We start from the raw sequence: 18,021 nt of genomic DNA, 5'->3' as shown, positions 1-18,021 counted from the left end.
CATCATGACACAGAACACCGCGCGTTTCGTCAATATCGGCGAGCGCACCAATGTTACCGGATCGGCGAAGTTCAAGAAGCTGATCATGGCGGGCGATTACACCGCCGCCATCGAGGTCGCGCGCGATCAGGTGGAAAACGGCGCACAGATCATCGACGTCAACATGGACGAGGGCCTGCTCGACGCCGAACACGCAATGGAGACATACCTGAAGCTCATCGCGGCGGAGCCCGATATCAGCCGCGTGCCGGTGATGATCGACAGTTCCAAATGGAGCGTGATCGAGGCGGGCCTGAAGTGCGTGACCGGCAAGCCGATCGTGAATTCGATCAGCATGAAGGAAGGCGAGGAAGCCTTCCTTGAGGCCGCGCGCAAGGTGCGTGCCTATGGCGCCGCTGCCGTCGTGATGGCATTCGACGAGGTGGGGCAGGCGGATACCGCCGCGCGCAAGGTCGAGATCTGCGAGCGCGCTTACAAGCTCCTCACCGCCAACGGCTTTCCGCCCGAAGATATCATCTTCGACCCCAACATCTTCGCGGTGGCGACGGGGATCGAGGAGCACAACAACTACGGCGTTGATTTCATCGAGGCGACGCGCGAGATTCGGAAACGCTGCCCGTACGTGCATATTTCGGGCGGGCTTTCCAACCTCTCCTTCAGTTTCCGGGGCAACGAGCCCGTGCGCCGCGCGATGCACAGCGTATTCCTGTATCACGCCATTCCGGCGGGAATGGACATGGCGATCGTCAACGCGGGCCAGCTCGACGTTTACGACACGATCGACCCCGAACTGCGCGAAGCGTGCGAGGATGTGGTTCTCAATCGCCGCCCGGATGCGACCGAGCGTTTGTTGGAGATCGCCGAGCGCTTCCGCGGCGATGGCCAGGTTGCCGAGAAGGCGACAGAGGAATGGCGGATGCTGCCCGTGCAGAAACGCCTGGAACATGCGCTGGTGAAGGGGCTCGACGCGTATGTCGTCGAGGATACTGAAGAAGCGCGGCAGCAGTTCGCCCGGCCGATCGAGGTGATCGAAGGTCCGCTGATGGCGGGCATGTCGGTCGTCGGCGATTTGTTCGGTTCGGGCAAGATGTTCCTGCCGCAGGTGGTGAAATCGGCGCGCGTGATGAAAAAGGCGGTCGCGCACCTCATTCCGTTCATCGAGGCGCAAAAGGAAGAGGGCTCGCGCGCTAAGGGCCGCATCGTGATGGCGACCGTGAAGGGGGACGTTCACGATATCGGCAAGAACATCGTGGGCGTCGTGCTTCAGTGCAACAACTTCGAGGTCATCGACCTTGGCGTGATGGTGCCGTTCCAGACGATCTTGAAAACAGCGCGCGAACAGAACGCCGACATGATCGGGCTTTCCGGCCTCATCACGCCTTCGCTCGACGAGATGGTGACGGTGGCGGCCGAGATGGAGCGCGAGGGGTTCACCATGCCGCTTCTGATCGGTGGCGCGACCACAAGCCGCGTACACACCGCGCTCAAGATCGAACCCGTTTATTCGGGGCCGACGCTGCACGTGCTCGATGCGAGCCGCGCGGTGGGCGTGGCGAGTGCGCTGACGTCCGACAACATGAAGGGCAAGCTCGTCGAGGAGACGCGCGCCGAATATGCGATGATCCGCGAGGAGCGCGCGAGCCGGGGCGAGGGCAAGCTGGTGAGCATCGCCGACGCGCGCGCGAATGGTTTCCCGGCGGATTTCGCGGCGCATCCGCCGGTGAAGCCAGCGACGTCGGGCGTCCGCGTGATTGACGACGTGACCGTGGATACGCTGATCCCGTACATCGACTGGACGCCGTTCTTCCGCGCGTGGGAACTCGCAGGCAACTACCCCGCCATCCTGAATGACGCGGTGGTGGGCGAAAGCGCGCGGTCGCTGTTTGCCGACGCGCAAAAGATGCTGGAGCAGATCGCGGGCGAACGCTGGCTGAGCGCGCGCGGCGTTGTCGGCTTCTGGCCGGTGCGGCGCGAGGGCGACGATATCGTCGTGTACGCGGACGAAAGTCGCTCGAAGGCGATCGGCCGCTTCGCCATGCTCCGCCAGCAGATCGAGAAGCGCGCAGGCCGTCCCAACATGTGCCTTGCCGATTTCATCTCGCCCGAGGCGGACTGGATCGGCGGCTTCGCGGTAACGGGCGGAGAGGGGATCGACCTTCATTCCGAACGCTTCCGCCGCGCGCATGATGACTATTCGGACATCATGCTGAAGGCGCTCGCCGACCGCCTCGCCGAAGCCTTCGCCGAATACTTGCACGAGCGCGTGCGCCGCGAGCTTTGGGGCTATGCGCCCGATGAGCGGCTGACGAATGAGGAACTGATCAAGGAGCGCTACAAGGGCATACGCCCGGCGCCCGGCTATCCGGCGTGCCCGGATCACACGCTGAAGCCCGAGCTGTTTCGCCTGCTCGGCGCGACGGCGGCGACGGGGATCGTGCTCACCGAGGGGCTCGCGATGCTTCCTACCGCGAGTGTTTCGGGCTTCTATTTCGCGCATCCGGAGGCATCGTATTTCGGTGTCGCGCGTATCGGCCGTGATCAGCTTGAGGATTATGCCGCGCGGTGCGGTCTTCCGGTCGAGGACGCGGAACGCTGGCTTCGCCCCAACCTCTGACACGAAAAAAAAACGCCGGCGGATCACATGATCCACCGGCGCATCCGGGATTGAGGGAAAGGGAAAACGGCCGGGTGTTATTGAGCGTCGGGCTTGCCGTCACCATCGGCATCGACCGCGTCAGGCTTGCCGTCGCCGTTCGTGTCCCATGCATCGGCCTTGCCGTCGCCGTTCGTGTCCCATGCGTCGGGCTTGCCGTCGCCGTTCGTGTCGATCGTGGGCGGTGCATCCGCGCTCTGTGCGAGCGCCACAGCCGGTACACCGGCAACCATCAAGGCGCCGAGCGCCGCTCCAAGGAGCTTTTCGATTTTCATTGCAATCACCTTTGTCTGTCCGGTTCGCCCCCCGGCACGGCAAAGGTTGGTCGGGCGGCGGGTTCAGGCAACCGGCGCGGCGATGAAACGCCCTGCGAGGCGGATGGGAACGGAGTTCCCTTCGGCCTGCCTTATTTCCGGCACATTTCGTTCAGCCGAAGGTTTCGGCGGCCTCCACGGATTTCCACCCGCGCGTCGTGAGTCGTTCGATCGGGCGGAAGCGGGTCTTGTAGCTCATCCGCTCGCAGCCTTCGATCCAGTAGCCGAGGTAGACGAAGTCGAGCCCGGCGGCAGTCGCCTGCCGGATATGATCCATGATGATGAATGTGCCGAGGCCTGATCGCGTAGGGTGCGCGGGGTCGAAGAAGCTGTAGACCATCGAGAGCCCGTCCGCCTGCCGATCGGTAAGGCAGCAGCCGATGAGGCGCCCCTGCCGGCCATCGACCATCGGCTCGCGGTACTCGATAATGAGCGTGTTGACGGGCGTCTGCTCGACCATCTCGGCATAGTCGTAGGCGTCCATGCGCGTCATGCCGCCCTCGGGATGGCGCTGGCCGAGGTAGGCGCGCAGCAGATCGAACTGCTCGGGCGTCGTCCACGGCTCGCAGATGCTGACTTCGATATCGTCGTTGCGGCGCATGATGCGGCGCTGCGTCTGGCTCGGCGCAAAGCGCTGTGCCAGCACCCGCACCGAAACGCATGCGTTGCAGCCTTCGCAGCTCGGCCGGTAGACGACGTTCTGACTGCGCCGGAAGCCGATGCGTGACAGCGCCTCATTCAGCTCAACGGCGTCCTCGCCGCGCAGCTCGGTGAAGACCTTGCGTTCCAGCTTGCCCGGCAAATATGGGCAGGGGCTGGGCGCCGTCACGAAAAATCGCGGGAATCGGAACGTCTGGTCTGTCACGGCTGCGAATTATGGTGCGATGTTGCCGGTTTGGGAAGGCATCGCCTGCACGGCTCGTCGCCCGGCACTCGGGGCGAGCGCGGGCGGTTCGTCAAGAAGGATGATCGTGATGCGCCGGTTTTCGGGCCGGGCGGGGGCATCGGGCAGCAGCGGCGCGCTTGCGGCGCGGCCGGTCACGGCGGCGAAGCGGTCCGCGGGGATGCCGCCGGCCGCGAGGATATCGCGCACGGCGACCGCGCGGCGTGCGGAAAGCTGCCAGTCGTCGCCTTCTCCGGCACTGTCGGTGTGCCCTTCGACGGCGATGCGGTTTGGCAGGCTGCCGATCCGTGCCGCGACCGCGCGAAACGCCTCGGGCGCGAGGGGCAGGGCGCTGCCCTGCGCGAACATCGGGCGAAGGGCGGTGTCGGTCAGTTCGATGTGGATCCCGTCGGCGGACGGCGCGAGGAGGACGTTGTCGGCAAGCGGCGCAAGGTCCGGATCGATGGCGAAGGCGGTGCGGATATCGCGAAGCAGGGCGTCGGACCGGGCACGGCCCGCGTCGCTCGGCGCCAGCATGATCGGCTCGGACCCGCCGCTCGTGAGCGCAGGCGAGGGCGTGAAATAGTCGGCAATGCCTTGCAGCGACACCTTGTCCGAACTCGAAATGAGCCAGAGCAGCATGAAGAACGCCATCATCGCAGTGGCGAAGTCGGCGTAGGCGACCTTCCACTGCACGTTCACCGGCCGCACGCCGCGCGGCGCCTGACGCGCACGACGCCGAATAAGGGGACGCGCGTTCGCGGCGGGACGGAGATGACGGCTGGCCATGGCGCCGCCGAGTTTAGCGGGCGGAGGTTAAGCGGGCGCTAAGCGCGTCTGCGAACAGTTTTCCGCCGTCCGGCGCGTGCGAGAGGAACAGCGCCGGTTCGATTAGCTCCAGTTCCATCAGCCGAAGCCCGCCGTCGGCACCGCGCACCATGTCGATGCGCGCGTAGAGCGCTTCGCCGGGGGCGGCCCGCAGGGCCTGCTGGGCCACCGCGCGGGCCTCGGTGGGGGCTTCGACGGTGATCTCGCGTCCGCCGAACTGCTCCTGCACACGGAAATCCCCGGCGGAGGGCACTTTCAGGATCGCATGGCTGAATGCGCCGCCGAAGTAGAATAGCGAATATTCGCCCTCCGTGGCGATCGCCGCCATCATCGGCTGGATCAGCATCGGCTTGCCGCGCACGTCGTTGGGGAGAGGATCGTTGGCAGCCAGCCGATAGGTGCCGTCCGCGCCGCCCGATACCGGGGGCTTCACGATCACCGTGTCGCCGAAGCGGGCGCGGGCTTCCGCTATATCCGCGTCGGAAAGCGCCGGAGCGAAGACGGTCGGAATTACCGGTACGCCCTTCGCTTCCAGATCGAAGAGGTAGCGCTTGTCGGTGTTCCAGCGCATCAGCGGCACGGGGTTTGCGATCTGCATGCCCGCCGCTTCCCATGCGTCGAGTGCAGCCGACCAGTCGTCACCGCGCGATTGATAACCCCACGCGAGGAGCGGCAAGATGATGGTGTCAGCCGCGCTGAGCGGCGCTATCCACGGCTGGAAGCGGACGCTTTCGCCCAGGAGCGCGCGGAACTCGTCTTCGGCGCGCGGCACAAAGGACTCGTAGCCGCTATCTGGCGTCAGGATGCAGATTTGGGTCATGCTTGAACTCAGGCGATCTCGACCGAAGAGACTTCGTAGCCGCTTTCCTTCAGCGTTTCGATCAGGCGGTCGAGATGGTCGCGGTCGCGCGTTTCGCATTCGATGTCGGCATAGATACCTTTTGCGGAGAGGTTGGTGAACACGCGCTGGTGATACACCTCCACGATGTTGACCTGCATGTCGTCGAAGATGCGCGCGACGCCGAAGAGCTGTCCCGGCCGGTCGTTGAGGCGAATACGCAGCCGCGCGAGGCGACCCGCGCGGGCGAGATCGCGGAGCAGCACGTTCGCAAGCAGGCGCGTGTCGATGTTGCCGCCCGTGAGCGGCAGTCCGACGACGCGGCCCTTGAAGCGCTCTGGATAAGCGAGGAGGGCGGCAAGGCCCGCTGCGCCGGCGCCTTCCACGACGGTCTTTTCGATGTTGAGCAGCATCGCGGTCGCCTGTTCGAGCTTAGACTCGTCAACGAGCAGGATGTCTTTCACTAGCTGACGAACGATGCCCTGCGTGATGGTTCCCGGTTCCTTGACCGAGATGCCTTCGGCGATGCTGTCGCCGCCGCAGGGCAGCGTCTCGCCCTTCATCTTCGCGGCCATCGAAGGATAGAGTGCCGCCTGCACGCCGATGATCTCGACATCGGGGCGCATTGCGCGCGCCGCGATCGACATGCCGGAGATGAGACCGCCGCCGCCGATCGGCACGACAAGCGTATCGATTTTCGGTGCGTCGTTGAGCATTTCGACCGCGACCGTGCCTTGCCCGGCGATCACCTTGGGGTTGTCGAACGGGTGCACGAACGTGAGGCCGCGCTCGACTTCAAGCTCGCGGGCGCGGGCATAGGCTTCGTCGAAGTTGTCGCCGTGGAGTACGATCGTCGCGCCGTGGCCTTCGGTCTGCTGCACCTTCACCACGGGCGTGTAACGCGGCATCACGATCGTCGTGGGGATGCCGAGGCGCGTGCCGTGATAGGCGATGCCCTGCGCGTGATTTCCCGCCGACGCGGCGATGACGCCCTTCTTGCGCTGTTCGTCGGTGAGTGAAAGCAGCGTGTTGAGCGCGCCGCGCTCCTTATAGGCGGCCGTGAACTGAAGATTTTCGAACTTCAGCCACACTTCGGCGCCGAGGATATCGGAAAGCGTGCGCGATTTCAGGCAGGGCGTGTGGATGATGTGCGGCATGATCGCCATGTGCGCTGCCTCGATATCGGCAAACGTCACCGGCAAAGCCGCCACACCCTGAGAATCGCCCATCTGACCGTCCTGACATACGAAATTTGCACCGGCGCCATAGCCGATCTGGAAGCCGAGGCAAACAGCGGCTACCAAGCCGCGCGAACGGATTGAACAGGAGTCAGCCGATGGCGCGGGTCGCATTTCTTGGAATGGGTGTGATGGGTGCGCCGATGGCGCGGCATCTGAAGGCGGCGGGCCACGATGTTACCGTCTATAACCGCACGCGCGCCAAGGCGGAAAGCTGGGTCGCCGCTAACGGCGGCGCGTTCGCCAAAACCCCTGCCGAAGCCGCGAACGGCGCTGAGGTCGTGCTGACCTGTGTTGGTAACGACGATGATCTGCGCGCCGTGACGCTGGGGCCGGACGGGGCGTTCGCGGCGATGGCGCCGGGCAGTCTCTACATTGATCATACAACGGTTTCCGCTGCCATCGCGCGCGAACTTGCCGAGACGGGGGCCGAGCGCGGTATCGGCGTGCTCGATGCACCGGTTTCGGGCGGGCAGGCGGGCGCGGAGAATGGTCGCTTGACGATCATGGTCGGCGGCGACGCCGAGAGCTTCGCGCGCGGCGAGCCGGTGATGCAGGCCTATGCGCAGCGCGTCGGCCTGATGGGGCCGGCGGGTGCGGGCCAGCTTACCAAGATGGTCAATCAGGTTTGCATCGCCGGCGTTTTGCAGGGCCTCGCCGAGGCTGTGAACTTCGCGATGGAAGCGGGGCTCGATGCCAACGCCGTCGTTGACGTGATCTCCAAGGGGGCGGCGCAAAGCTGGCAGATGGAAAACCGCGCGCCGACGATGATCAGGGGCGAGTACGACTTCGGCTTCGCGGTCGACTGGATGCGCAAGGATCTGTCGCTGGTGCTCGGCGAAGCGCGAAACCTTGGGCTCTCGATGCCGCTCACCGCGCTGGTTGACCAGTTTTACGCCGACGTCCAGAACATGGGCGGAGGGCGGCAGGACACGTCCTCGCTGCTCAGACGGTTCAGGGGATAAGAACCATGCGGATCGCGCTTGCGTTTGCGGCTCTCCTCTCGGCAGGCGCGGTGGACGCGCGAACCTTGATCGTCAATGCGAACGGCTACACGCTCGACGATATCGGCAGGTTTCAGAAATTCGGAGGACTCGTCATCGGCGACGACGGTCGCGTCGAGCGCCTGCTGAAACCCGGCGAGACGGTCGACGGTGATGTGATCGACGCGGGGGGCAGGACGCTGCTGCCCGGTCTTATTGACGCGCACGGCCATGTCCTGGGCCTTGGCTTCCTGGCGCTTCAGATCGACCTGTCGGACACGACGAGCATCGACCATGCGCTCGCGAAGATCGCCTCACATGCGGCTGCGACTCCCGACCGGAAATGGATTGTCGGCGGCGGCTGGAATCAGGTGAGCTGGGGGCTCGATCGTTTCCCGACCGCCGAAGACCTCGACATTGCCGTGGCGGACCGCCCGGTCTGGCTGACCCGTGTCGACGGCCACGCGGGCTGGGCGAATTCGGCGGCGTTGAAGGCAAGCGGCATCACCGCGAAGACGCCCGACCCCGCAGGCGGCCGCATCGAGCGCGATGCGGACGGCGAGCCGACCGGCGTTCTCGTCGATACGGCGATGGAACTTGTGGAAAAGAAGCTGCCGCCGCCGACCGCAGCGGAAAACGCCGCCGCGCTTGAAACGGCGCTCCAGATCATGGCGTCCGTCGGACTTACCGGCGTTCATGACGCGGGCATCGATCCGGCGACGTGGTCGCTCTACGAGCAGTTCGCGAAAGACGGCAAGCTGACCGCGCGCATCTCCGCCATGGCGGGCGGCGCCGATGCGCTGCGGGCGATCGCACCGAAAGGGGCGACCGGCTGGCTCTATGAAGATCGCCTCGCGCTGAACACGGTCAAGCTGGTCGCGGACGGCGCGCTCGGCTCGCGCGGCGCGGCGATGCTCGAACCCTACAGCGATGACCCCGAAAACACCGGGCTGACGATGATTGAGGGCGCCAAGCTGCGCAACGTGATCGCGTCCGCCTCGATGCGCGGCTTTCAGGTGAACGTCCACGCTATTGGCGACAAGGCGAACCGCGAGGTGCTGGACGCGTTCGCGGACGTCCAGAAGATGGGTCAGCCGCTGGTGCGCCCCAGCATCGAGCACGCACAGATCATCGCGCCGGATGACCTCGCCCGTTTCGGCAAGCTCGGCGTGATCGCCTCGATCCAGCCAACGCACGCCACCTCCGACAAGGCAATGGCGGAAGCTCGCGTAGGGCCGGAGCGGATCAAGGGTGGCTACGCATGGAAATCGCTTGTGAACAGCGGCGCACGTATCGCGGGCGGATCGGATTTCCCCGTGGAGCCCGCGAATCCCTTCTACGGTCTCCACGCCGCCGTCACGCGGCAGGATCGGGGCGGAGAGCCGCCGAAAGGTTGGTATGCGAACGAGGCGCTCACCCGCCAACAAGCGTTCGCAGCCTTCACGACCGGGGCGGCTTACGCCGGGCAGCACGAGCGCGCGGTCGGCACGCTTACGCCGGGCAAGTGGGCGGACTTCATCCTCGTCGACGGCGACATTTTCAAGATGCCCGCGGGCGATATCTGGAAGGTGAGGGTGCTGGAAACGTGGCTTGCCGGAACGCGTGTCTACGCCCGGGATTAACCCCGCCTACTGCTGTTTCAAAACCGGGATGATGCTCGCGAAATCGTCGGTCCATGGTTCGAGTCCCGGCCTTTCGCGCAGCAACGCCCAGCCCGCCGGCCCCGCGCCGCCGCCGTACATAAGGTCCTGCATCCGCGTTTCGGTGGGGGTGAGTGCCACCCAGATCGAGCGCGAATAGTCTATCCCCGCAAGACCCGGATCGTAGGGCGTGTGGTCGCGCACGCGCGCCGTCCAGCCCATGTCGTTTGCGATTGATGCGATCACCGGCTGCAGGTCGATATGGCGGTTCGAGATGTGCACCATCAGCACGCCGTCCGGTTTCAGCGCGCCCGCATAAACCTTGAACGCCTCCTCGGTCATCAGGTGCATGGGGATCGCATCGGACGTGAAGGCGTCGATGGCGATGAGGTCGTAGGTGTGCCTGGGCTCCTTCGCGAGCGACAGGCGCGCGTCGCCCATCACCACGCGCAGGTCCGGTGTGCAGCGCGAGATATAGGTGAACAGCCGCTCGTCCCTCGCGATCCGGACGACCAGCGGATCGATCTCGAACGCGGTCCAGCCCTGTCCCGGCTGCGCGAAGCAGGAGAGCGAGCCCGCGCCCAGCCCCACATAGCCGACTTTGGCGAAGCGCCCGGCGATCTTCGGCAAGGCCGCGAACGCTTCGGCGACGCCGCTGCCCTTCGCGTAGTAGGACTGCGGCTCGCTCTGCAGGTCGGGGATCAGGCTCTGCACGCCGTGCAGCGTCGTGCCGTGCTCGAGCTGGCGGATGAGCCGCGCGCCATCGGCCTTTATGGTGTAGATGCCGAAGAAGCTGCGCTCGCGCGCCAGTTCGATGCGGCTGATCGCGATCGCCTGCCAGCCGCCCAGGCCGAGCATCAGCGCGCCGAAGCAGGCCGCGAAGGTGAGCCGCCGCCCGATCGAGAGCACGGCGGCAAGCGCGATGATGGCCAGCGCGGGCGCGGCGGTTTCGGCGCGATCGGCCAGGATCAGTTCGGTGTGCACCCACCATGAGGCGACGAGCGAGACGAGCGGCAAGACGATGTCGAGGACGAGGCCCCTGCGACCTTTCCAGAGCATCCCGATGCGCTTCGTCAGCGGCTTCGCGGGGATCAGCGCCGCCGCGCAGACGAGGAGGATCGGATGCTCGTACACCCAGTCGAACACCAGCGGCGCGACGATCGCGGAGAAAAAGCCGCCGATGACGCCGCCCAAAGAGATCCAGAGGTAGTAGTCGGTGAGCTGCGACGGTGGTGGGCGCCGCTCCGCGAGATGGCCGTGCAGCGCCAGTGCGACAACGAACAGCAGGACGAGGTTGGTGAGCGCCATCAGCAGCGCGAACACGCCCTGCGCGAGGAACGTGTAGCCGCCGAGCAGGAGCAGCAGGATAGGTGATGCCATCTTCGCCTGCTTCACGAAGATCGCCCCGCCCATCGAGAAAGCGACAATGAAGGTGACGAGGTAGAGCGCGAGCGGCACCACCCAGAGCAGCGGCACGGCGACGATATCCGTCGTCAGGTGCGTCGTCGTGGAGAGCAGCAGGCCCGATGGCACGGCGGCAAGCACCGTCCAGACCGCGCGCTCGCGCCACGTGGCGGGCGGAGCGGCCTCGGCAGCAGGCGCCGGGTCGCGTGCCGGGCGCCGAGCGCAGAAGGCGACGAGCAGCGCGAGGATCACGAAGCCGCCCGACCAGAGCCACGCCTGCTCCTTCAGCCGCAGATACGGTTCGACCGCGAATGGATAGGCGAGGAGCGCGAGCAGGCTTCCCGCATTGCTCGCCGCATAGAGGAAATAGGGGTCCGCCGCCGCTGGATCATCAACGCGCGCGTACCACGACTGCATCAGCGGCGCCTGCGCCGCGACGACGAAGAAAACCGGGCCGATCGAGGCGCCGAGCAGCGCCAGCAGCCACAGCATCGGCGGCAGCGTCTCGCGTCCGCCGACGTCGGCGAGACTGATCGGCAGCGTGAGCGCCGCGACGGCGAAGACCGCGAGGTGGACGATCGTCTGCCGCCGCTGCGCCATGCGGCTGATCGCATGGGCGTAGACGTATCCCGCGAGCAGCATCGCCTGGTAGAACAGCATGGCGACGTTCCACACCGCGGGCGCGCCGCCCAGTGTCGGCAGCGCCATGCGACCGAGCATCGGCTGGATGAGGAACAGGAGGAACGAGCCGAGGAAGATCGTCGCGATGAACAGCGGCCGCGCCGCCAATCCCCGCGACAGTGCGCCCTCGGCAGCTGTCATCCGAGCAACCGCGCCGCGTCGCGCGCGTAATAGGTGAGGATGCCCGAACAACCCGCCCGGCGGAACGCCATCAGCGCCTCGATGATCATCCTGTCGCGCTCGATGAGGCCGGCCCGCGCGGCGGTCTCCAGCATCGCGTACTCGCCGGAGACCTGATAGGCGAACAAGGGGATGTTGAATGCGTCCTTCACGCGGGCGATCACGTCGAGATAGGGCATCCCTGGCTTCACCATCACGCAGTCGGCCCCCTCGGCGATGTCGAGCGCGACTTCGCGCAGCGCCTCGTCGGCGTTCGCGGGGTTCATCTGATACGTCTTCTTGTCGCCTTTCAGGAAGCCGCCCGACCCGACCGCATCGCGGAACGGGCCGTAGAAGGCGGAGGCGTATTTCGCGGCGTAGCTCATGATCTGAACGTCGTGGAAGCTGCCTGCCTCCAGCACCTTGCGGATCGCGCCGACGCGGCCGTCCATCATGTCTGACGGGGCGATGATGTCCGCTCCGGCGCGCGCCTGCACGAGCGCCTGGCCTTGAAGCATCTCGATCGTCTCGTCGTTGAGGATGCGGCCGTCGTCCGAAAGCAGCCCGTCGTGGCCGTGCGTCGTGTAGGGATCGAGCGCAACGTCCGTCAGCACGCCGACGCCGGGCGCGGCCGCCTTGATGGCCTTGATCGCGCGGCAGGTGAGGTTGTCGGGGTTCAGCGCCTCGCGGCCGTCGGCGGTACGGCGTTCGGCGGGCGTGTTGGGGAAGAGCGCGATGCACGGGATGCCGAGGCTTTCGGCTTCCTTCGCAGCCTCGGCGACGAGATCGACCGACAGGCGCTCGACGCCCGGCATCGTCGGCACCGGCGTGCGCTCGCCCGTGCCTTCGGTGACGAACAGCGGCCAAATGAAATCGGCCGGAGAGAGCGTCACTTCCGCGAACAGCGCGCGCGACCAGGCGTGCGCGCGGGGGCGTCTCAGGCGGGTGGCGGGATAGGCGGCGGCGGATTTGAGGACGGGAGACATGGGCGGCATCTATGGTCGAAAACGCACGCCTTGAGAAGCACGGGCTTTACCGGGGTGCGGCGCGGGCGCTAAGCGCGGATCATGACGGGACTCACGATAGAAGCCGTGCTCACCGGCACCGCGCGCCCGCTGCGCGGCGAAGAGATGAGCGCGATCGCCAAGGCCCCCCGGCACGGCGCGGTGGTCGTGAAGCCGCTCGGCCTTGATGGCGATGAGCAGGCGGATACCGTCCACCACGGCGGCATCGACATGGCGATCCACCACTATCCGCGCGATCATTATGCGTGGTGGATGGAACGGATGCCTGATCAGCCGCTGCTCGACGCTGCGGGGGCGTTCGGCGAGAACATCTCGACGACGGGACTCGACGAGCACACCGCCTGCATCGGCGATCGCTACCGGCTCGGCACCGCGCTCGTCGAAATCTCGCAGGGCCGCCAGCCCTGCTGGAAACCGGCGCACCGGCTGGGGCGGCCCGCGCTCGTCGCCGAGATCGTCAAGACGGGTCGCTCGGGCTGGTATTACCGTGTGATCGAGCCCGGCGTCGTCGCGGTCGGCGACGTTCTGACGCTCGAACGCAGGCCGTATCCCGAATGGGCCGTGGCGCGTGTCTTCGGTTTGATCGTCGGCGGCGCGGGCAAGGCTGATCCCGCGTCGCTCAAGACGCTTGCGGGGCTGAAGCCGCTCTCCGCCGAATGGCGCGACCGCGCGCGGAGTTTGGCGTGACCTGTCCGCCCATTCTCGTTTTCGATTCGGGCATGGGCGGCCTCTCGGTGCTGGCGCCGATCCGCGCCGCGCTGCCGCAGGCGCCGGTGGTGTATGTGGCGGACAACGCCGGGTTTCCCTACGGCAGCAAGAGCGAGGCGGAAATCGCCGCACGCGTGCCCGCGCTGCTCGGGCGGCTGACGGAACGCTACCGGCCCCGGCTCATCGTCATTGCCTGTAACACCGCCTCCACGATCGCGCTGTCGCATGTGCGCGCCGCGCTCGACGTTCCGGTTGTCGGCACCGTGCCCGCGATCAAGCCCGCAGCCGAGGCGACGAAAACGAAGGTGATCGGCGTGCTCGGCACGCCCGCCACGGTGCGGCAGGCCTATGTCGACAATCTTGCCGCCGAGTTCGCGTCGGACTGCGTCGTGCTCCGCCACGGAGCACCCGACCTTGCCGCAATGGCAGAGGCGAAGCTGCGTGGGGAGGCGGTTCCGGCGGAGGACTATGCGGCGGCGATGGCGGGCCTCAGCGGGCAGCCGCACGGCGAGGATATGGATATCGTCGTACTCGCCTGCACGCACTTCCCGCTGGTCGAGGACGAACTTGCCGCCGCCGCCCGCCGTCCCATGCGGTTCGTCCACGGCGGTCAGGGGATCGCGCGCCGCGTCGCGCACCTGCTGCGCGATGCGGATTGGACAGGGTGCGAACCGGCAGGCCTTGCCGTTTTCACGGCGAGAGACGAAAAGGCCGCTGCGCTTGGGCCTTCATTGGCAGAACGCGGACTTGACGTTGATTATCTGTAAACAAAGGGATGGCGGCGAATTTTATGACGACGCATGAGGAATTGCTTGCGCGCCTCAACGCCGATCTGCCGCCGACCGGTATTTTGCTCGGCGCCGAGATTCTGGAGCTGGACCCGTCGGGTCGCGTTCGCATGTCGTTCGTCGCGACGCCCGCGTTCTGCAACCCCAACGGAACCGTACAAGGCGGTATCGTTGCCGCGATGCTCGACGACGCGGCGGAGATGGCCTGCGTTGCCGATGCGGGCAAGCGCATCTTCGTCGCGACGATCGAGATGAAGGTGAGCTTCCTGCTGCCCGCGAAGGCCGGGAAACTCTATGCGGAGGGGCGCGTCATCAAGCGCGGTCGCATGATCGCGTTTCTTGAGGCCGACCTTTTCGATGGCGAAGGCGCGCTCCTTGCGCGTATGACCTCCACCGCCGCGCCGCGTGCATTCTGAACGACTTGAGGGAAGCTGGATGACCGACGACATCGTGTTTGAAAGGCGCGGATGCGCCGGACTGATCACACTGAACCGACCGCAAGCGCTGAATGCGCTCAATCGCGAGATGTGCCTCGCGCTGCACCGTCAACTCGATGCGTGGGCCGGCGACGACGCGGTTTCGGTGGTGATCATTCGCGGCGCGGGTGAAAAGGCGTTCTGCGCGGGCGGCGACGTGGTAGGCCTCTACCATTCCGGCAAGGAAGGCACGTCGGAGTGGGAAGGCTTCTTCGCGGACGAATACCGCATGAACCTTGCCATCGGCACGTTTCCGAAGCCCTACGTGGCACTTGTCGACGGTTTCAGCATGGGCGGCGGTGTCGGCGTCTCGGTCCACGCGCCGTACCGCGTCGTTACCGAAAAGACGCTGTTCGCCATGCCTGAAACCGGCATCGGCCTAATTCCCGACGTCGGCGGCACGCACGCGCTCGCGCAGATGCCGGGCGAGGTCGGCACCTATCTCGGCCTCACCGGCGCGCGTCTGAAAGCCGCGGACTGCATGTATGCGGGCTACGGCACGCACCACACCGCCAGCGCTCGGATCGAGGCGCTGACCGATGCGCTCGCGCAGGGCGGCGATGTGCCCGAGACGCTGAACGCCTTCCATTCGGATGCGGGGCCTGCGCCGCTTGAGGCGGTTCGCGCCGAGATCGATCGGCACTTCGCCTTCGATACGGTGGAGGCGATCATGGAATCGCTCTCACTCGGCAGCGACTGGGCGGTGGCGCAGCGCGACGTGCTGATGAAGATGTCGCCGACGAGCATGAAAATCAGCCTCCGCGCGCTCCGTGAAGCGAAAGGCGACGACCTCGCCGGATGCCTTCGCCGCGAATACCGGCTGGTTTCCGCGATCAAGTCCGGCCATGATTTCTTCGAAGGGATCCGCGCCCAGCTCATCGAGAAAGACAAGTCGCCGCGCTGGCGTCCCGCCGCGCTCCGCGACGTGACCGATGAAATGGTGGACGGCTACTTTGCGCCGCCGGCGTGGGGAGACCTCAGCTTTTGAATGGCAGCGCACTTGTCGTCGGCCTTGGCCTCAATGGCCTCGGCGTCGTGCGGTCGCTGGCGGCGGCGGGCATCCGCGTGCACGCTTTCGACGACACGATGGGGCCCTATACAGCAACGCGCCACGGCACGAAGGCGAGGGCGCCGCTTGCTGGCGAAGGGCTTGTCGAAGCGCTCGCGGCATACCGCGCGCGGCTCGATCACGACCCCGTACTGTTACTGACGCGCGAGGACAGCGTTGCCACGGTGGCAGCGAACCGGGACCGGATTGCCGGCTATCGCATCGCGATGCCGGACCGCGACGTCGTGGAGGCGATGGTCAACAAGGACCGGTTCATGCCCATTGCGGCGCGTGCCGGGCTTTCCGTGCCGCGCACGGTGACGCTGCGCAGCGCCGATGATCTCGCGCTGCTGGACACGCTTACGCCGCCTCTGATCGTGAAGCCGAGCGAACACGTCGCCGCCTATCAGGCGCGCTTCAAGAAGGCGTACGTGTTCGACAGCGCCGCCGACGCCGCCCCGATGATCCCGGACATGCTCGCTGCTGCGGGCGAACTCGTGGCGCAGGAATATGTGCCGGGGGACGACGGCAGCGTGTTCTTCTGCCTCGGCTATTTCGGCGCGGAGAGCGACATGCTCGCCGCCTACACGGGCTACAAGACGGCAAGCTGGCCGCCGCGCGTGGGCGGCACGGCAGGCTGTGCGCCCGCGCCCGAAGCGCACGCGCGCCTCGCCGCCGACACGCAGGCGTTTTTCGCCGCGGCGCGCTTTCAGGGCATGGGCAGCCTCGAATTCAAGCGCCACGCGATAACGGGCGCGTTCATCATGATCGAGCCGACCGCTTGCCGTACCGACTATCAATCGGAGCTGGCGACGCTGAACGGTGTGAATCTGCCCGCGGTGCAGTTCGCCGATCAGATGCGCCTGCCGCTGCCCGACGCCCAGCCGAAACACCGGTTAGGCTGGCGCGATCCCGGCGCGGTCGCATCCGGCGCGGTCGTGCCCAAATCGGGCTCCGGTTGGCGGGCGGTCGACGCACTCTGGCGCGCTGACGATCCCGGCCCCTGGTTCTCCGTCGGCGGCAATCGTATCGCACGCAAGCTCGGCCTCGCCGGACGGCGATGAAACCTTAACCGACTCCAGCTAGGTGGAGCCCATGCTCGATACTTTGAAATCGCTCTACAACGACTTCCAGCTTGCCCCCGCCGAGCGCGAGGCAAAGAAACGCGACGCAGCCGGGCTGCCGTTCGCCGATCCCGGTATCGATGCTGCCGTGGCGGCCTGCACCGCATGGCTCGGCCGCGCGCAGGATTGCTCGGCCACTGCCGACGGCGGCGTCGCGCGCGACTATCACGTCGCGAAGGGTTGGGCGACGAGCTACCCCGAAACCACCGGCTACATCATCCCGACGCTGCTGGTGCTGGGCGAGGAAGCCCGCGCGCGGCGGATGCTCGACTGGCTCTGCGCGATCCAGCTCGAAGACGGCGGCTTCCAGGGCGGCAAGATCGATGCCGTGCCGGTGAAGTCCGTCACCTTCAACACCGGCCAGATCCTGATCGGCCTCGCCATCGGCGCCCGCACGTTCGGCGACGCCAAGTATCTGGACGCCATGCACGGCGCCGCGCGCTTCCTCCGGGATTCGCTCGATCCCGACGGCTGCTGGCGTTCGCACCCGTCGCCGTTCACGCACGCGGGTGAAAAGGCCTATGAAACGCACGTATCGTGGGGCCTGTTCGAAGCCGAGCGCACCACGCCCGGCGAAGGCTATGGCGCAGCCGGGCTGCGTCAGGTCGATTGGGCGCTGGGCAAGATGCAGGCAAACGGCTGGGTCGATGATTGCTGCCTGCAGCACAAGGACAAGCCGCTCACACACACGCTCGGCTACTACCTGCGCGGCGTTGTCGAGGCGCACCGGCTTTCGGGCGAGCAGCGCTACCTCGACGCGGCGCTGAAGATGGCGCGCGCCCTCGTCGGCGCGCTCCGCGGCGACGGCGCACTTCCGGGCCGTCTCAGGTCGGACTGGTCGGCGGCGGTCGAGTGGTCGTGCCTCACCGGCAATGTGCAGATTGCCGAAAGCTTGTTCTATCTCGCTCCGCTCGGCGGCGGCGACGCTTTCGTCAAGGCAGGCAAGGGTCTGAATGGCTTCGTGCGCCGCACGATCGCCGTGGACGGCAATCCCGATCTCGTCGGCGGCGTGCGCGGCTCGTTCCCGATCGACGGTGAATACGGCCAGTGGGCGTACCTCAACTGGGCCGCGAAATTCGCCATCGACAGCTTTCTTGTCGAGAAATTGATCTAAGTCATTCCAGCTCCTCGTTAAAGTTGCGAATAAATCGCAACAGAAGGCTGCGACATAAAGTGGGGTGACGGCGATGCCACCTCCGATGTAAAGCGGTCAAAACGGCGGGCAGGACGG

16 protein-coding genes are annotated in these 18,021 nt (G+C 66.2%); 9 read left to right on the top strand and 7 right to left on the bottom strand.

What is annotated here, in order from left to right:
* Window positions 1–4: 4 nt before the first annotated feature.
* Window positions 5–2,614, top strand: coding sequence for a methionine synthase (gene metH, locus H2052_RS09990; protein ID WP_293781026.1), 2,610 nt, complete (start codon window positions 5–7; stop codon window positions 2,612–2,614).
* Window positions 2,615–2,691: 77 nt separating this feature from the next.
* Here the strand turns inward: metH and H2052_RS09985 are convergent, their stop codons facing one another.
* From H2052_RS09985 to H2052_RS09965, 5 genes are all read right to left on the bottom strand, one after another.
* Entirely contained in the window at window positions 2,692–2,928 is a 237-nt protein-coding gene (locus H2052_RS09985) for a hypothetical protein (RefSeq protein ID WP_293781023.1), read from the bottom strand.
* Between the two features lie 151 nt (window positions 2,929–3,079).
* On the bottom strand, window positions 3,080–3,796 hold the full coding sequence (locus tag H2052_RS09980; RefSeq protein ID WP_293781020.1) for an arginyltransferase: 717 nt from the start codon (window positions 3,794–3,796) through the stop codon (window positions 3,080–3,082).
* A 45-nt stretch (window positions 3,797–3,841) separates the two neighbouring features.
* Entirely contained in the window at window positions 3,842–4,639 is a 798-nt protein-coding gene (locus tag H2052_RS09975) for a flagellar motor protein MotB (RefSeq protein WP_293781017.1), read from the bottom strand.
* A gap of 13 nt (window positions 4,640–4,652) precedes the next feature.
* The gene (locus H2052_RS09970) at window positions 4,653–5,498 is read right to left on the bottom strand and encodes a hypothetical protein (RefSeq protein ID WP_293781014.1); all 846 of its coding nucleotides are present in this window, start codon (window positions 5,496–5,498) and stop codon (window positions 4,653–4,655) included.
* 8 nt (window positions 5,499–5,506) lie between these two features.
* Complete coding sequence (locus H2052_RS09965; RefSeq protein ID WP_293781011.1) at window positions 5,507–6,745, bottom strand: threonine ammonia-lyase; 1,239 nt, start codon at window positions 6,743–6,745, stop codon at window positions 5,507–5,509.
* Window positions 6,746–6,852: 107 nt separating this feature from the next.
* Here H2052_RS09965 and H2052_RS09960 point away from each other — a divergent pair, with 107 nt between their 5' ends.
* On the top strand, window positions 6,853–7,719 hold the full coding sequence (locus tag H2052_RS09960; RefSeq protein WP_293781008.1) for an NAD(P)-dependent oxidoreductase: 867 nt from the start codon (window positions 6,853–6,855) through the stop codon (window positions 7,717–7,719).
* A gap of 5 nt (window positions 7,720–7,724) precedes the next feature.
* Window positions 7,725–9,359: an amidohydrolase gene (locus H2052_RS09955; protein WP_293781005.1), complete on the top strand. Its 1,635-nt coding sequence runs from the start codon at window positions 7,725–7,727 to the stop codon at window positions 9,357–9,359.
* A gap of 6 nt (window positions 9,360–9,365) precedes the next feature.
* Here the strand turns inward: H2052_RS09955 and H2052_RS09950 are convergent, their stop codons facing one another.
* Entirely contained in the window at window positions 9,366–11,603 is a 2,238-nt protein-coding gene (locus H2052_RS09950) for a fused MFS/spermidine synthase (RefSeq protein ID WP_293781002.1), read from the bottom strand.
* On the bottom strand, window positions 11,600–12,607 hold the full coding sequence (gene hemB, locus H2052_RS09945) for a porphobilinogen synthase (RefSeq protein ID WP_293780999.1): 1,008 nt from the start codon (window positions 12,605–12,607) through the stop codon (window positions 11,600–11,602). Before hemB ends, H2052_RS09950 begins: the two co-directional genes overlap by 4 nt.
* Before the next feature lie 81 nt (window positions 12,608–12,688).
* On the opposite strand from hemB, the gene H2052_RS09940 reads away from it, so the two are divergent.
* From H2052_RS09940 to H2052_RS09915, 6 genes are read left to right on the top strand one after another with little or no spacing between them, the layout of a single operon-like run.
* Window positions 12,689–13,333 carry an MOSC domain-containing protein gene (locus tag H2052_RS09940; protein ID WP_293780996.1) on the top strand — a complete coding sequence of 215 codons (645 nt, stop codon included), beginning with the start codon at window positions 12,689–12,691 and terminating at the stop codon, window positions 13,331–13,333.
* Window positions 13,330–14,121, top strand: a complete 792-nt coding sequence (gene murI / locus H2052_RS09935; protein ID WP_293780993.1) for a glutamate racemase — start codon at window positions 13,330–13,332, stop codon at window positions 14,119–14,121. Before H2052_RS09940 ends, murI begins: the two co-directional genes overlap by 4 nt.
* A 23-nt stretch (window positions 14,122–14,144) precedes the next feature.
* Window positions 14,145–14,558 carry a PaaI family thioesterase gene (locus H2052_RS09930; protein ID WP_293780990.1) on the top strand — a complete coding sequence of 138 codons (414 nt, stop codon included), beginning with the start codon at window positions 14,145–14,147 and terminating at the stop codon, window positions 14,556–14,558.
* 19 nt (window positions 14,559–14,577) lie between these two features.
* Complete coding sequence (locus H2052_RS09925; RefSeq protein WP_293780987.1) at window positions 14,578–15,606, top strand: enoyl-CoA hydratase/isomerase family protein; 1,029 nt, start codon at window positions 14,578–14,580, stop codon at window positions 15,604–15,606.
* Window positions 15,603–16,730: a hypothetical protein gene (locus H2052_RS09920; RefSeq protein WP_293780984.1), complete on the top strand. Its 1,128-nt coding sequence runs from the start codon at window positions 15,603–15,605 to the stop codon at window positions 16,728–16,730. Before H2052_RS09925 ends, H2052_RS09920 begins: the two co-directional genes overlap by 4 nt.
* A 31-nt stretch (window positions 16,731–16,761) precedes the next feature.
* The gene (locus tag H2052_RS09915; protein ID WP_293780982.1) at window positions 16,762–17,904 is read left to right on the top strand and encodes a hypothetical protein; all 1,143 of its coding nucleotides are present in this window, start codon (window positions 16,762–16,764) and stop codon (window positions 17,902–17,904) included.
* The last annotated feature ends 117 nt before the right edge of the window (window positions 17,905–18,021 follow it).

Origin of the sequence: Sphingosinicella sp. (genome assembly GCF_013911755.1) — a bacterium.
Taxonomy (GTDB): Bacteria; Pseudomonadota; Alphaproteobacteria; order Sphingomonadales; family Sphingomonadaceae; genus Sphingosinicella.
Note: the sequence above shows the minus strand (reverse complement) of the source record. Positions and strands in the feature narration are given on the sequence as shown.

Bases quoted from the DNA above. Each gene is read 5' to 3' on its own strand.
- metH (WP_293781026.1), top strand. From the start codon at position 5: ATGACACAGAACACCGCGCGTTTCGTCAATATCGGCGAGCGCACCAAT.
- H2052_RS09985 (WP_293781023.1), bottom strand. From the start codon at position 2,928: ATGAAAATCGAAAAGCTCCTTGGAGCGGCGCTCGGCGCCTTGATGGTT.
- H2052_RS09975 (WP_293781017.1), bottom strand. From the start codon at position 4,639: ATGGCCAGCCGTCATCTCCGTCCCGCCGCGAACGCGCGTCCCCTTATT.
- H2052_RS09970 (WP_293781014.1), bottom strand. From the start codon at position 5,498: ATGACCCAAATCTGCATCCTGACGCCAGATAGCGGCTACGAGTCCTTT.
- H2052_RS09965 (WP_293781011.1), bottom strand. From the start codon at position 6,745: ATGGGCGATTCTCAGGGTGTGGCGGCTTTGCCGGTGACGTTTGCCGAT.
- H2052_RS09960 (WP_293781008.1), top strand. From the start codon at position 6,853: ATGGCGCGGGTCGCATTTCTTGGAATGGGTGTGATGGGTGCGCCGATG.
- H2052_RS09955 (WP_293781005.1), top strand. From the start codon at position 7,725: ATGCGGATCGCGCTTGCGTTTGCGGCTCTCCTCTCGGCAGGCGCGGTG.
- H2052_RS09950 (WP_293781002.1), bottom strand. From the start codon at position 11,603: ATGACAGCTGCCGAGGGCGCACTGTCGCGGGGATTGGCGGCGCGGCCG.
- hemB (WP_293780999.1), bottom strand. From the start codon at position 12,607: ATGTCTCCCGTCCTCAAATCCGCCGCCGCCTATCCCGCCACCCGCCTG.
- H2052_RS09940 (WP_293780996.1), top strand. From the start codon at position 12,689: ATGACGGGACTCACGATAGAAGCCGTGCTCACCGGCACCGCGCGCCCG.
- H2052_RS09930 (WP_293780990.1), top strand. From the start codon at position 14,145: ATGACGACGCATGAGGAATTGCTTGCGCGCCTCAACGCCGATCTGCCG.
- H2052_RS09925 (WP_293780987.1), top strand. From the start codon at position 14,578: ATGACCGACGACATCGTGTTTGAAAGGCGCGGATGCGCCGGACTGATC.
- H2052_RS09915 (WP_293780982.1), top strand. From the start codon at position 16,762: ATGCTCGATACTTTGAAATCGCTCTACAACGACTTCCAGCTTGCCCCC.